We start from the raw sequence: 13,413 nt of genomic DNA on the forward strand, positions 1-13,413 counted from the left end.
AGATTGTGCCGTTGACGCAAGGAGAGGCAAGATGATCGAGCGTGCTGCGATCGAAACCCTCATTCGGGATGCCTATGCCGCCCGTCATCGCGGCGATCTCGATGCGCTGATGGATCATTTCCACCCGCAGTGCAGCTATCGTCTCGCTGGAGGGCCGCAGGCCGCCGAAGTCTTCGTGCAGCCAGACGGTATCGAAGCCGTCCGCGAGCAAATGGCCGGGCTGATCGCGACGTATGTCTTCAGCAATATCGCGGAACTGGCGATGACGGTCGACGGCGAGACGGCCACCCTGCACTGGCGTGCCGACGTCGAATGCAAGCCGACGGGCCGCAGCGGTTCTTTCGAGATCATGGACGTCTTCACTGTCTCCGACGGCAAGCTGAAGAGCGTCACACAATTCACCGACACCGCCGGCGTGGCGAAGCTGTCGAGCCCATAGCGCCGAGGCTGATCGCTTCCATCACGGCTTTCGATTGGCGCGCGCCGCACCAGCCGCTAGGTTCGCCGCGTCGTTTTGTCGAAGGCTGGCCTATCCCCCATGAACATCCTCTCGATCCAGTCCCATGTCGCCTATGGCCATGTCGGTAATGCCTCGGCCGTGTTCCCGATGCAGCGTCTCGGCGTCGAGGTCTGGCCGATCCACACCGTGCAGTTCTCGAACCACACCGGCTACGGCGCCTGGAAGGGGCAGGTCTTCGATGGCGCCACGATCGATGAGCTGATGGCGGGCATCGGCGAGCGCGGCGTGCTCGGCAGATGCGACGGCGTGCTCTCCGGCTATATGGGCTCGGCCGATATCGGCCACGCTATCCTCCAGGCTGTGGCCAAGGTGCGCGAGGCCAACCCGAAGGCGATGTATTGCTGCGATCCGGTGATCGGCGATGTCGGCCGCGGCGTCTTCGTGCGGCCGGGCATCCCCGAATTCATGCGCGAGCAGGCTGTGCCGGCTGCCGACATCGTCACGCCGAACCAGTTCGAGCTCGAATTGCTCACCGATGTCGAGGTCAAGACGCTGGCCGATGCGCATCGCGCCGTCGAGGCGCTGCGCGATGCCGGGCCCAAGGTCGTGCTCGTCACTTCGCTGCATACCAACGAGACGCCGGACGACGCGATCGACATGATGGCGGCGGACGGGCAGGGCACCTACCGGGTGCGCACGCCGAAGATCGACCTCGACATCAACGGCGCCGGGGACGCGATCGCCGCGTTGTTCTTCGTCCACTATCTGCGTGACGGCTCAGCCGCGAGCGCGCTCGGCAAGGCGGCCTCCTCGATCTACGGCCTGCTGAAGCGGACCAAGGAGGCCGGCTCGCGCGAGATCCTGACGGTGGCGGCACAGGACGAGTTCGTGACGCCCTCAAAGCTCTTCGCGCCCGAGGCGGTTTGACGAGTGCCTTTGACTCCCTCAGCCCTCATCCTGAGGAGCCGCGCAGCGGCGTCTCGAAGGATGCTCCAGGAGGCTCCGGAATCTTCTGGAGCATCCTTCGAGACGCAAGCTGTGCTTGCTCCTCAGGATGAGGGCTCACATTGGCGGCAGCCAGTAGCCGCGAGGGCTTCATGAAGCTGCGGCTCGGCACTTTCAACGTCGAGAATCTGCTGACGCGCCATCGCTTCGAGCCGGGCGGGCGGGCGGAGACGGCGGCGGCGATGTCGCTGTTCCATTTCCCGCGCGCCGACGAGCGCGATGCGGTCGAGCGCTCGCTCGCGGTCGCGCTCGAGGACGACAAGCGCCAGATGACGGCGCTCGCCATCGCCGAGGCCAATGCCGACATCTGGATGCTGCAGGAGGTCGATTCGCTCGCCAGCCTGCAGGCCTTCTTCGCCAATTACGTCCACCGGATCGCCGATCATCGCTACGGCCATTTCACGCTGATCGACGGCAATGACCGGCGCAATATCGATATCGGCTTTGCGGCACGGCGCGATCTGGTGCAGCCGCGGCAGGTCACGGTGCGCTCCTACAAGGGCATGAGCTTCGCCGATGCCGAGGCGTTCTCGCCCGAGATCGCCGCCTTCGGCATCGTGCCCAACGACAAGGTCTTCGCCCGCGATTGCCTGGCGGTCGAGCTCGATCTCGGCGACCGCCGGCTGACCCTGTTCGGCTGCCATCTCAAGTCGATGAACAATGGCCGCGACGATGGCAGGCAGGCGACTTTGCCGATCCGCCGGGCCGAGGCGCTGGCGGTCAGGAAGATCATCAAGGATTGGTTCGGACCGGGCTGGCGCGAGGCGAACTGGGCGATCCTCGGCGATCTCAACGGCTATCGGATCGGGCTCGGGCCGCTGGCGGCGCCGGTCGACGAGGGCGACAGCGGCATCGAGCCGCTGCTCGAGGATTTCGCCGTCGACCCGATGGAGGCGTTGCCGCCGCATGAGCGCTGGACGCATTTCCGGCGCTACTGGTCGGAGGAGCGGCAAGCGCTGGTCGACAGCCATATGCCGCTCGACCACATCCTGCTCTCGCCGGCGCTCGCTGCGGCAAATCCGAACCCGACAATGCAGACGATCCGGCGCGGTCTGCCTTATCGCGTGCCGCTCGATCCGCGTGAGGCCGACCGCTCGATGGCCAAGCTCGCCTTGACCCATGACCGCTATCCGCGCGTCGGCTGGGACCGGCCCAAGGCCTCCGATCATTGCCCGCTGACGATCGAGCTGACTATCCCGAAGGAAACCGCATGAGCCGCCGCTTCGTCACGCTCGACGTGTTCACGACCAGGCCGCATGCCGGCAACCCGCTCGCGGTCGTGCTCGACAGCGAGGGGCTGGATACCGCGGCGATGCAGACCATCGCCCGCGAGTTCAACCTGTCGGAGACGGTCTTCGTCGCAGCCCCTGCCAACCCGGCCCATCGCGCCGCGGTCCGTATCTTCACGCCCGGGCAGGAACTGCCTTTCGCCGGTCACCCGACTGTCGGCACCGCCGTGCTGCTGGCGCTGCGCGATGCGGCCGAGGGGCGGGCTGCGGACAGGCTTGTCCTGGAGGAGAAGGTCGGGCTGGTGCCCTGCGCGATTGCGCTCGGCAATGCCCGCAGCGCCCACGCCACCTTCACCCTGCCGAAGCTGCCGGAGACGATCGCACAGCCGATCGCCGACGCGGCGCTGGCGGAAGCGCTTGGGCTTGAGCTCGCCGATCTCGGCTTCGAGGGCCATCGGCCAAGCGCCTTCTCGGCGGGCGTCGCCTATACGATGGTGCCGGTTTCAGGTCGCGAGGCGGTCGCCCAAGCGCGGGTCGCAGGAGCGGCGTTCGAGCGCGCGGTGGCGGCGGCGGCGAACGGCAATGCCTTCGTCTATTGCCGCGAGACGGACGAAGCGGGACACCATTACCACGCCCGCATGTTCTGGCCGGACGTCGGCGTCACCGAGGATCCGGCGACCGGCTCGGCCGTCGCCGCCTTTGCCGGCGCGATCATGGCATTCGACCGCCCCGGCGATGGCGTGCACCGCTTCGTCATCGAGCAGGGCTACGAGATGGGGCGGCCGTCGCAGATCGAGCTCACGCTGACGGTCGCTGGTGGCGTTCTGGCCTCGGCGACGATCGGCGGTGGAGCCGTGGTGATGAGCGAAGGTGTGCTGCTGTGAGCGGCAGTGGCGTCGTCGACGGCGAAATCGTCGCGCTCGACCGTGTCGAGGCAAGGATTGAAGCTTTCGACTGGGGCTTCGCCCGCGAGCGCACCAAGGAGATCACGGCGCATTGGGCCAAGCTCACCGTCGGCAAGCCCTCGATGTTCAATGGCCGGATCATGCTGCAGCATCGCGCCGCGATCGAGGGCGGCGTCTTTCAGGCCGGCTATTTCGCCGCCGACTATGCCGCATTCCTGGCCTGGCGCGATTTCGGCGTTCAGGGTTCCTTGCCGCAGCCGACGATCCGCAACGGCTTCGCCATGGCGGCGCTCAGGGCGGCCGATGGCGCCTTCCTGCTCGGCAAGATGGGCGATCACACCGCCAATCCCGGCAAGGTCTATTTCGCCGCCGGCACGCCGGACGAGGAGGATGTCCGTCCCGACGGCACGCTCGATCTCGCCGGCAGCGTCACCCGCGAGCTCTGCGAGGAGACCGGCCTCACGCTCGACGAGATCTTGGTCGAGGAGCGCTGGACGGCGGTGATCGTGCCTGGCCGTGTCGCCTTCATGCGCCCGGTCGCGGTTCCCTGGAGCGCCGAGGAGGCGCGCGCGCTGATGCTGGAGCGGATCGAAGCGCAGGCGGAGCCGGAGCTTTCCGACATCGTGATCATCCGTAATCTCGCCGATTGTGCGGCTTACGACATGCCGCCCTTCATGACGTCCTATCTCGTCCATATCTTCGGGCGGGATTGACCCCCTTACCGATCGAGGTTGCCGATGGCCGATGCGTCCGAAGTCCTGAACCTGCCTGCCGACAATCCCTTCGGGCGCGCCTGGGAGACGCCGTTCGGCCTGCCGCCGTTCGCGCAGATCACGCCCGAGCATATCCGTGAGGCCTATCCGGCGGCGCTGGAGAAGCACCGGGCCGAGATCGAGGCGATCAAGGCCGAGACCGCCGCGCCCGACTTCGCCAACACGATCGAGGCGCTGGAGCGCTCGGCGCGCGGCATGAGCCGGCTCGGCGGCGTATTCTACAATCTCGCCGGGGCCGACACCAACGAGGCGCTGCAGGCGATCGAACGCGAGATGTCGCCGGTGATGTCGCGGCACTGGTCGGCGATCATGATGGATCACGAGCTCTTCGCCCGCGTCGATGCCGTCTTCGCGCAGCGCGAGGGCCTGGGGCTGAACGAAGAGCAATCGCGCCTGCTGGAGCGGACGCATCGCGGCTTCATTCGCTCGGGCGCCAAGCTCGAAGGCGAGGCCAAGGCCAGGCTCGCGGCGATCAACGAGCGGCTGGCCGGCCTCGGCACTAGCTTCGGCCAGAACCTGCTCAAGGACGAGGCGAGCTATGCGCTGATCATCGAGGACGAGGCCGATCTCGACGGGCTGCCGTCCTTCGTCGTCGCGGCGATGGCGCGCGCCGCCGCCGATCGCGGCCAGGATGGCAAGCACGCGGTGACGCTTTCGCGCTCGATCATCGAGCCCTTCCTGACCTTCTCGACGCGGCGGGACTTGCGCGAGCAGGCCTTCACCGCTTGGAGCAAGCGCGGCGAGAATGGCGGCGAAACCGACAACCGCGCCATCGTCGCCGAGATGGTGAGCTTGAGGGCCGAGAAGGCAAAGCTCCTGGGCTTTGCCACCTTCGCCCATTTCAAGCTCGACGATTCGATGGCGAAGACGCCCGAGAACGTCCGCAACCTGCTCGAGTTGGTCTGGAAGCCGGCGCGCGCCCGTGCGGGGCAGGAAGCGGCCGACCTCGCCGCGCTCGCCCAGAGCGAAGGCGAGAACGCTCCGATCCGCCCGTCCGACTGGCGCTTCTATGCCGAGAAGGTCCGGCAGAAGACCTATGCGCTCGATGAGGCCGTGCTGAAGCCCTATCTCCAGCTCGACAGGATCATCGCCGCCGCCTTCGACACTGCCGGCAAGCTGTTCGGGCTCTCATTCGCCGAACGGTCGGAACTCAAGGGCTACCACCCGGACGTGCGCGTCTTCGAGGTGATCGAGACCGCGAGTGGCCGGCATATCGGCCTCTTCCTCGGCGACTATTTCGCCCGCGCTTCGAAGCGTTCCGGCGCCTGGATGAGCGCCTATCGCGGCCAGCGCAATTTCGACGGTGAGGTCCGGCCGATCATCGTCAACGTCTGCAACTTCGCCAAGCCGGCCGAGGGCAAGCCGGCGCTGCTCTCGATCGACGATGCCCGCACACTCTTCCACGAATTCGGCCACGCGCTACACGGCCTGCTCTCGGATGTGCACTACGGTTCGCTCGCCGGCACCGCGGTCTCGCGCGATTTCGTCGAACTGCCCTCGCAGCTCTACGAGCACTGGTTCCTGACGAAGGAGGTGATGCAGCGCTTCTGCCTGCATGCCGAAACGGCTGAGCCGATCCCCGAGGCGCTGATCGAGAAGATCAAGCGGGCGCAGACCTTCAACCAGGGCTTCGCCACGGTGGAATACACCTCCTCGGCGCTGGTCGATCTCGCCTTCCATTCGCTGGAAGAGCCGACCGAGGTCGACCCGCTCGCCTTCGAGGCGAAGGAGCTAGCCCGGATCGGCATGCCCGCCGAGATCACCATGCGCCACCGCACGCCGCATTTCTCGCATGTGTTCTCGGGCGACGGCTATTCGGCCGGCTATTACAGCTATCTCTGGTCGGAGGTGATGGACGCCGACGCCTTCAACGCCTTCATCGAGGCGGGCGACGTCTTTGCCGCCGAGGTCGCCGGCAAGCTCAAGCGCTACATCTATTCGGCCGGCGACACGCGCGATCCGGCCGAGGCCTATACGCTGTTCCGCGGCCGCCTGCCGACGCCGGACGCGCTGCTGGAGAAGCGGGGGCTGGCGGCTTAAGCCTACTCCCGCGCCAGCACGACGAGACGCGCGCCGCGCCCGCTTAGCAGGGTGAGCGCGCCGCGCTCGATGCGCCAGCTCCGCGTGGCCTCCAGAGCTTCGCGGAAATGGCGCTCGACCTGCATGCGCGGTTCCGGGCAAGCCATCATCGTGCCGACCAGCGGGCCGAAGCGGATATTTCCGTCGCGGATGGTCGCCTGTCCGCCCATGCCGTTGCAGCCGCTATGAGCGGAGACGCGCCCGTCCGCCTCGATCTTCAGCGTGGCGCGGATGCCGGCAGGCAGCGGCCGGCCATGCAGGCTCTCGACGCGCCAGAAGCCGGCGGGACCGCCGACCTCTGCCGGTGGCGCGACGCGCTGGACGACGATCTCGCCGCTCGCCTCCGGCACGAGGGCGGCGTGGTACTCCGTCGTGGTGAACCAGAGCTGGCCACGAGCCCTGATCTCGGCGCGAAGCGCGTAGCGATGGCCGGGCCGGATCACGGCGTCGTTGAAGCGCAGCCGATACGGGATCGGCACCTGCCCGCGCGGGACGATCCGCGTGCGGGCGATGGTGCGGGACGGAGCGTCGGCCAGCGAGACGTCGAGCAGGCTGACCTCGACCGTCGCGCCCGGCGGCAGCGCAATCCGCTCGCGATAGACGACCGTGCCGGAGAGCGTGCGCGGGGCGGCGAGGGCGGGCAAGGGCAGCGCAGACAGAGCGAGGGGCGCGGCGGCGAAGATGCGGCGGGTGATCATGATCTAGCGCCTCCCTTGGCTCCTGACGGCACTCGCCCTGCGAAGCCTCCCCCCGTAAGGAGAGGCGGACAGGCTCACGGATAGCCGAACTTCGTTCGCGTCGCGCGAATCTGCCCGATCGCTCCGCCATCATTGCCGGCGGCACAGCTCTTGCGGGCCGTGTCGATCTCCGCGCTGACGCGGGTATGGACGCCCTTGGTGGTGTGGCCAGTTTGCAGATCGTTGTCCATCACCGCCTGGAAGCGGTCGACTTCGCCGGCGCAGCCAGAGCCGGTCGGCATGCGGAAGGTGTTCGGGGTGACTCCGGTCGGCGCCTGCGCGGGCGAGGGCGAGGGCGCCGGCGGCGGTCCGCCCGACGGCGTCTGGCAAGCCGCGAGGGAGAGGCCGAGGGCGGTGGCGAAGAGGATGGTGCGCATCGGCTGGGCTCCGGCGGGTCGGACCGGAACCATGGTCGATTCCATCCGCGAGGCAAAGGTCCCCGATGGAAGGGGCCTGATCGCTCAGTCCTGGCTGGGCATGAAGAAGGCGACGATGGTGAAGCCGGCCGCCGCCATGGCCGCCAGCCAGATCGCCCCCAGCCCGACGTGCCCATGCGCATAGGCGCCCAGGAACGCGCCGACGAGCAGGCTCAGCCAGAGCACGAAATGGCGCAGGAAGGCGCGCTTGGAGCCGCCGAGCAGGGCGCCGGCGAGGCGCTGTCCCATCTTGACCAATGTGCCGGTCATATAGGTCAGGCCGATCGTGACCTCGCCGTCGCGCTGGAAGACGGCGTTCTCGGCGCCCATCGCCAGAGCGAGGGTGCCGGCGGCTGCTATGGCCAGCCCGGCGCCGTAGAGACCGGCCGAGAGCGCCAGCGCCAGTGTGACGAAAGCGAGCACAGTGGCCCGACGCCGGCGTTTGCCGACATGGCCGACGAGCGAACCGCAGATCACGCCGAGCACGAAGAGGAGGATGATCATGCCGGCGAGCATGATGCCGTCCAGGCGGCCTTCCGCCAGCTCGATGCCGAGGCGGGTGGTGTTGCCGGTCATGAACGAGACGAAGAAGCCGCTGATGTTCAGGAAGCCGAGCGCATCGACGAAGCCGGCGAGCCCCGAAAGGCCCATGGCGAGCCCGATGGCCGGACGATCATAGCGCAACACAGGCAAGGCACTCCGGTCAGGCGGGCCGGCTTCCGATGCACGCGACCGCCGGCCGAGTCGCGCCGGTCACGTTAGTCCACGCTCTGCGCTCGTCTTGCCAGTGCAGCGAGGGCATAGCGCACTTACTCCCGTCACAATTCGACGGAAGGCTCACCGTCATGATGCCGCTGCACACCATCGAGCTCGAAATCTTCGCCGACTACTTCCAGTTCTATCTCCAGGACGAGGCGGTCGACGAGGATTGGGGGACGTTCTGGACCGACGAGACGGTGGAGCGGATGCTCGCCGTCGGCGAATGCTCGGTCGGCATCGCGACCGCCCGGAACATGAATGTCCCGGTCGTGCTCTCGGTCCATGACGCGGCGCCGGAGGCCGATTTCGGCGAATGGGAGCTGGTCAACGAGTGTTCCTTCAGCGTGCGCTCGGGCCAGGTGATGGTGATCGGCTGCACCGAAGGCTCGCCGCAGGAGCGGGCGCGGTTTTCGCTCGCACCTGGGCCCTATCGGGTGCGGGTCTCCTATGCCGGCCTCGACACGCTGAGCGAGGACGGCCTGGAGGGCGACGATTTCTACCGGTTGCAGGTCTGGCCGGCGCCGCTCGCCGGGACGAGCACGCTGAAGGAGCGGGCCGGTGCCGCGGGATGAGCTGAAGGGCGCGGGAACCCCTCCCCCTTGTGGGGAGGGGAAGGGGTGGGGGTCGCAAAGCCAGAGCGATGGGCGAACCCTGATGGCGCTATCGCTGCTGCCTTCTTCTGAGAACGATCACCAGGCGGCACCACCCCCATCCCCATACCCTTCCCCACAAGGGGGAAGGGAGGAGTTCAGGCGATGAGCGCCTCGCCGATCAGCGCACGAACGTTCAAGACCTCCGAGGCTTGCCTTCCTAGGCTGCGATCCGGTAGACAGCTTCCGTCGACGAGAGGATCGTTCGTGGCCGCATTCGCCACCCATGCCGAGAGCCAGAACCGCGCCATTGCGCGGACGGCCGGCATGCGCGCTCCCTCGCTCCTTGGTCAGCTGCTTCTTCTTACCAGCCCCTGAGGGCCGGCCGGGCACATGTGCCTGGGCGCTCAGGGGATGACGGGAACCAAGCCTTAGACCTTTCGCGCCTGCCGGAATCGATGTGCGGCGCGTCCTGACCCGAGGACCAAGACCATGAGCAATCCCAGCAACACCGTGTCCACCAAGGACCGGGTCCTGATTTTCGACACCACGCTGCGTGACGGCGAGCAATGCCCCGGCGCGACCATGACCTTCGAGGAGAAGCTCGAGGTCGCCGACATGCTGGACGCGATGGGCGTCGACATCATCGAGGCCGGCTTCCCGATCGCTTCGGACGGTGATTTCGAGGCGGTCTCGGCCATCGCCGGCCGGATCAGGCGCGCGACCGTCGCCGGCCTCGCCCGCGCGATTCCCGCCGATATCGCCCGTGCCGGCGAGGCGGTACGCCATGCCGCGAAGCCTCGTATCCACACCTTCGTCTCAACCTCGCCGATCCATCTGCAGTACCAGATGCGCAAGAGCGAGGAGGAAGTGCTGGAGATCATCACCAGGACGGTGACGCAGGCGCGCAACCTGGTCGAGGACGTCGAATGGTCGGGCATGGACGCGACCCGCACGCCGATCGACTATCTCTGCCGCGCGGTCGAGACCGCGATCAAGGCCGGCGCGACCACGATCAACCTGCCCGACACGGTCGGCTACGCCACGCCGGACGAGTATCGCGCGATGTTCAGGGCGGTGCGCGAGCGTGTGCCGAATGCCGATAAGGCGATCTTCTCGGCGCATTGCCACAATGATCTCGGGCTCGCCGTCGCCAATTCGCTGGCGGCTGTCGAGGGCGGGGCGCGCCAGGTCGAGTGCACGATCAACGGCATCGGCGAGCGTGCCGGCAATGCGGCGCTGGAGGAGATCGTGATGGCGCTGCGGGTGCGCGGCGACGTCATGCCCTACGACACTGGCATCGACGCGACCTATCTGATGCGCGCCTCGAAGGCGGTCTCGAGCGCCTGCTCCTTCCCGGTGCAGTACAACAAGGCGATCGTCGGCCGGAACGCCTTCGCCCATGAAAGCGGCATCCACCAGGACGGCATGCTGAAGCATCAGCAGACCTACGAGATCATGACCCCGGCCTCGGTCGGCGTGACCAAGACCTCGCTGGTGATGGGCAAGCATTCCGGCCGCGCCGCCTTCCGCTCGAAGCTGAAGGAGATGGGTTACGAGCTCGGCGACAATCAGCTGGAGGACGCCTTCACCCGCTTCAAGGCGCTCGCCGATCGCAAGAAACACGTCTACGACGAGGATATCGAGGCGCTGGTCGACGAGAATCTCGCGACCGCCCATGACCGGGTGAAGCTGGTCTCGCTGACGGTGATCGCCGGCACGCGCGGCCCGCAGCGCGCCATGCTGAAGCTCGATGTCGATGGCCGGGTGACGGCCGAGGAGGCCGAGGGCAACGGGCCGATCGACGCGGTGTTCAATGCGGTCAAGGCGATCGTGCCGCATGAGGCTGTGCTCGAGCTATACGACGTCCACGCCGTCACCGAGGGCACCGACGCCCAGGCGGAAGTCACCGTGCGTCTCTCGCATGACGGCGCGGCCGTGACCGGTCGCGGCGCCGATCCGGACACGCTGGTCTCCTCGTGCAAGGCCTATCTGGCGGCGCTCAACAAGCTCGTCGCCCGCGGCAACCGCGTGCACGCCCAAGCGGCCGAGTAGCTTTCAGACTTCGGTGAGCCGGTGCGCCACGCTGTGACCAGCGCGGCACACCGGCTCATTTTTTGCTTCCCGCATGGAACAAAGCCTGGATTCGCGAAACAGGTGTCGCTCTCATGTGCGCGGGGGACCACGCGAGACATTCTCGATGAAGTTACTGCGCCTATTGCCGATGGGCGTCCTGGCCGTGCTGAGCGCGCAGCCCGTCGCGGCCTATGCGCCCGCCTCCGTGCCGGAGCAGGCAGAGCGCACGCAGGAGCGCGTCCGGCTCTGCATGGGCGCGACCGAGGCTGGCGGCAGGGAGCGGCGCGCCGCTTGCGATGAGGCCCTGAGCAGCGAATTCAACCGCACCGTCCGCGCCGACCTCCTCGCCAGCCGCGGCTGGTTGTCCGAAGCCGAGAACGCCCTCAACGAGGCCCTGCGCGATTTCGATGCCGCGCTCAAGGCGGTGCCGAATCACCTGGCTGCCTTGCGCGGCCGGGCACACACCCTGTCCGAGCTCGGCCGGCATGCCGAAGCCGCGGCGCTGATCGAGCGGGCGATGGTCCTTGGCGGGCGCGCGACGCTGCTGGCCGACCGTGCCCTGCTGCGCGAGCGCGCCGGCAACGTCGCCGGAGCCCGCGCGGATCTCGATGGCGCGATTGCGCTCGATCCGTCCAACAGCTGGGCGCGCGGCACGCGGGGGCGGTTCCTGCAGGTCGAGGGCGAGCACGAGGCGGCCTTGGCCGATTTCGACGCTGCGCTTGCGCTCGAGCCGGAGGTCACCTCCTATCATTATCGCCGCGGTATCTCGCTCGCTGCGCTGGCGCGGCCGCGCGAGGCGATCGCTGCCTTCGACGGTGCCTTGCGGCTGGAGCCGGCCGTCGCCCAGGTCTGGCTCGAACGCGGGCGCGCCTTCGAGGCGCTCGGCCATGAAGGGCCGGCGCTCGCCAGCTACGAGCGGGCGCTGCGTCTCGATGCGCGCCACGAGGCCTCGCTGTCACGGCGCGCTTTTCTCCTGCAGCGCACAGGCCGGGCCGAGGAGGCGATAGCCGCCTATGATCGGCTGCTCGCGGTCCAGCCGAGCGCAGCGTTCGGGCTGAACAATCGGGCCGGCCTGCTCGCCGAGGTCGGCCGCCGCGAGGAGGCGCTGCGCGACCTCGACCTTGCCATCACCCTCGTCCCAGGCGACGGCAACGCGCTGCGCAATCGTGCGCAGCTCCTGCTGCAGCTCGGCCGCAACGACCAGGCGCTGCGCGATCTCGACCGGGCCGGGCCCGGCCATGATGCCGGAGCCTGGCATGGCATGCGCGGCGACGCGTTGCTGGCGCTCGGCCGCCCTGTGCCGGCGCTGGAGGCCTACCGCGCCACGCTGGCGCTGAAGCCGCAGGATCGTGCCACGCTGTTCGGCTTCGGGCTGGCGCAGGAGGTGCGCGGCGACCGGAGCGCGGCTGCTGCCGCCTATGGCGCGCTGCTCGCGGTCGATCCGGAGCATGAAGGCGCGCTCGAACGCCGCGAGGAGCTGCTGCCCGCGCTTGGCCGCTCGATCGAGGTCTGGCCGTCACGCCTTGCCGGCCTGCTGCGGGGCGCGAGCGACGCCTTTGAGCGGGAGCGCGAGGCGGTGCAAGGCGTCTATCGCGCGCTGCGGCCTCAACCAAAGCCTCAGCCAGCCCTGGCCTTGCCGGCACCGCCGAACCCGCTCGCTGCGCTCGATGCGGCGCTTGCGCTCGACGCCTTCGACGTGCCGCGCCTGATCCGCCGGGCTCAGTTCGGCATCGGCCAGCCGCAGCGTGAGGCACAGGCGCGGGCTGATCTCGCCACGGCGTTGCTGCTCGAGCCGGAGAACCCCGCGGCTCTGGTGCAGCGCGCCCGGCTGAGTTTCCGGGACGGTGCCTACGCCGCGGCACAAACCGATGCGGAAGCGGCGTTGCGCAGCGAGCCGCGCTCGATCGAGGCGCTGTTCCAGCGGGCGAGGGCGCTGACGGCGCGCGGCCAGCTGAGCGCGGCGCTGAAGGCCTATGACGACGTCGTCGCGGTCGCGCCCGCCAATGCCGCGGCCCTGCTCAACCGCGCCCTGCTGCTGCAGCATGCCCGCGAATACGATCGTGCGCTGGCCGATCTCGATGCTGCCGTCGCCGCCGATCGGACTGACCCCGATGGCTGGGTGGCACGCGCCGCGCTGCGGACGGCGCTCGGGCAGACCGATGCGGCGATCGCCGATTTCGACCGGGCGCTCTCGCTCGACGCCCGCCTCGGCCAGGCCTGGTATGGCCGCGCCGTCGCGCACCAGCGCCGCGGCGACGCGGCCGAAGCGGCGGCCGATTTCGCCCGTGCCCGCGCGCTCGATGCCCGGGCCGATGAGCGCTACCGTGCCTTTGGCGCGGCGCCCTGACGGGCGGATTTCTCCGCCGGTAGCCTGTCGGTCGCTG

Annotated in this window: 12 protein-coding genes; 9 read left to right on the plus strand and 3 right to left on the minus strand. The window is 68.3% G+C overall.

The genetic code is table 11. The annotated features are described in order from the left end of the window. Positions 1–31 precede the first annotated feature (31 nt). The 6 genes from ACSQ24_RS07435 to ACSQ24_RS07460 all read left to right on the plus strand — a co-directional run bounded on the left by ACSQ24_RS07435 (position 32) and on the right by ACSQ24_RS07460 (position 6,412). Entirely contained in the window at positions 32–439 is a 408-nt protein-coding gene (locus ACSQ24_RS07435) for a nuclear transport factor 2 family protein (protein ID WP_436094069.1), read from the plus strand. A gap of 99 nt (positions 440–538) precedes the next feature. Further along, complete coding sequence (gene pdxY, locus ACSQ24_RS07440) at positions 539–1,387, plus strand: pyridoxal kinase PdxY (RefSeq protein ID WP_436094070.1); 849 nt, start codon at positions 539–541, stop codon at positions 1,385–1,387. A 140-nt stretch (positions 1,388–1,527) separates the two neighbouring features. Continuing rightward, on the plus strand, positions 1,528–2,679 hold the full coding sequence (locus tag ACSQ24_RS07445) for an endonuclease/exonuclease/phosphatase family protein (protein ID WP_436094071.1): 1,152 nt from the start codon (positions 1,528–1,530) through the stop codon (positions 2,677–2,679). Beyond that, positions 2,676–3,578 (plus strand): PhzF family phenazine biosynthesis protein, encoded by a 903-nt coding sequence (locus ACSQ24_RS07450; RefSeq protein WP_436094072.1) that lies wholly within the window; start codon positions 2,676–2,678, stop codon positions 3,576–3,578. The genes ACSQ24_RS07445 and ACSQ24_RS07450 overlap by 4 nt, the downstream gene beginning before the upstream one ends. Continuing rightward, on the plus strand, positions 3,575–4,312 hold the full coding sequence (locus ACSQ24_RS07455; protein WP_436094073.1) for an NUDIX hydrolase: 738 nt from the start codon (positions 3,575–3,577) through the stop codon (positions 4,310–4,312). The genes ACSQ24_RS07450 and ACSQ24_RS07455 overlap by 4 nt, the downstream gene beginning before the upstream one ends. A 24-nt stretch (positions 4,313–4,336) precedes the next feature. After that, positions 4,337–6,412, plus strand: a complete 2,076-nt coding sequence (locus ACSQ24_RS07460; protein WP_436094074.1) for a M3 family metallopeptidase — start codon at positions 4,337–4,339, stop codon at positions 6,410–6,412. Between the two features lie 2 nt (positions 6,413–6,414). Here ACSQ24_RS07460 and ACSQ24_RS07465 read toward each other — a convergent pair whose 3' ends face one another. The 3 genes from ACSQ24_RS07465 to ACSQ24_RS07475 all read right to left on the minus strand — a co-directional run bounded on the left by ACSQ24_RS07465 (position 6,415) and on the right by ACSQ24_RS07475 (position 8,291). Next, a complete protein-coding gene (locus ACSQ24_RS07465) occupies positions 6,415–7,149 on the minus strand; it encodes a YbaY family lipoprotein (RefSeq protein WP_436094075.1) in 735 nt (244 codons plus the stop codon). A 74-nt stretch (positions 7,150–7,223) separates the two neighbouring features. Then, the gene (locus ACSQ24_RS07470; protein ID WP_436094076.1) at positions 7,224–7,565 is read right to left on the minus strand and encodes a hypothetical protein; all 342 of its coding nucleotides are present in this window, start codon (positions 7,563–7,565) and stop codon (positions 7,224–7,226) included. An 84-nt stretch (positions 7,566–7,649) separates the two neighbouring features. Next, positions 7,650–8,291 carry a YoaK family protein gene (locus tag ACSQ24_RS07475; protein ID WP_436094077.1) on the minus strand — a complete coding sequence of 214 codons (642 nt, stop codon included), beginning with the start codon at positions 8,289–8,291 and terminating at the stop codon, positions 7,650–7,652. Between the two features lie 158 nt (positions 8,292–8,449). Between ACSQ24_RS07475 and ACSQ24_RS07480 the strand changes: the two genes are divergently transcribed. The 3 genes from ACSQ24_RS07480 to ACSQ24_RS07490 all read left to right on the plus strand — a co-directional run bounded on the left by ACSQ24_RS07480 (position 8,450) and on the right by ACSQ24_RS07490 (position 13,376). Next, the gene (locus ACSQ24_RS07480; RefSeq protein ID WP_436094078.1) at positions 8,450–8,935 is read left to right on the plus strand and encodes a hypothetical protein; all 486 of its coding nucleotides are present in this window, start codon (positions 8,450–8,452) and stop codon (positions 8,933–8,935) included. A 510-nt stretch (positions 8,936–9,445) separates the two neighbouring features. Continuing rightward, positions 9,446–11,008, plus strand: coding sequence for a 2-isopropylmalate synthase (locus tag ACSQ24_RS07485; RefSeq protein ID WP_436094079.1), 1,563 nt, complete (start codon positions 9,446–9,448; stop codon positions 11,006–11,008). A 145-nt stretch (positions 11,009–11,153) separates the two neighbouring features. Beyond that, the gene (locus ACSQ24_RS07490) at positions 11,154–13,376 is read left to right on the plus strand and encodes a tetratricopeptide repeat protein (RefSeq protein ID WP_436094080.1); all 2,223 of its coding nucleotides are present in this window, start codon (positions 11,154–11,156) and stop codon (positions 13,374–13,376) included. Positions 13,377–13,413 lie beyond the last annotated feature (37 nt).

This window comes from Allobosea sp. LjRoot237 (genome assembly GCF_964253285.1).
Lineage (GTDB): Bacteria > Pseudomonadota > Alphaproteobacteria > Rhizobiales > Beijerinckiaceae > Allobosea.

Bases quoted from the DNA above. Each gene is read 5' to 3' on its own strand.
- ACSQ24_RS07435 (WP_436094069.1), top strand. From the start codon at position 32: ATGATCGAGCGTGCTGCGATCGAAACCCTCATTCGGGATGCCTATGCC.
- pdxY (WP_436094070.1), top strand. From the start codon at position 539: ATGAACATCCTCTCGATCCAGTCCCATGTCGCCTATGGCCATGTCGGT.
- ACSQ24_RS07450 (WP_436094072.1), top strand. From the start codon at position 2,676: ATGAGCCGCCGCTTCGTCACGCTCGACGTGTTCACGACCAGGCCGCAT.
- ACSQ24_RS07460 (WP_436094074.1), top strand. From the start codon at position 4,337: ATGGCCGATGCGTCCGAAGTCCTGAACCTGCCTGCCGACAATCCCTTC.
- ACSQ24_RS07465 (WP_436094075.1), bottom strand. From the start codon at position 7,149: ATGATCACCCGCCGCATCTTCGCCGCCGCGCCCCTCGCTCTGTCTGCG.
- ACSQ24_RS07470 (WP_436094076.1), bottom strand. From the start codon at position 7,565: ATGCGCACCATCCTCTTCGCCACCGCCCTCGGCCTCTCCCTCGCGGCT.
- ACSQ24_RS07480 (WP_436094078.1), top strand. From the start codon at position 8,450: ATGATGCCGCTGCACACCATCGAGCTCGAAATCTTCGCCGACTACTTC.
- ACSQ24_RS07485 (WP_436094079.1), top strand. From the start codon at position 9,446: ATGAGCAATCCCAGCAACACCGTGTCCACCAAGGACCGGGTCCTGATT.
- ACSQ24_RS07490 (WP_436094080.1), top strand. From the start codon at position 11,154: ATGAAGTTACTGCGCCTATTGCCGATGGGCGTCCTGGCCGTGCTGAGC.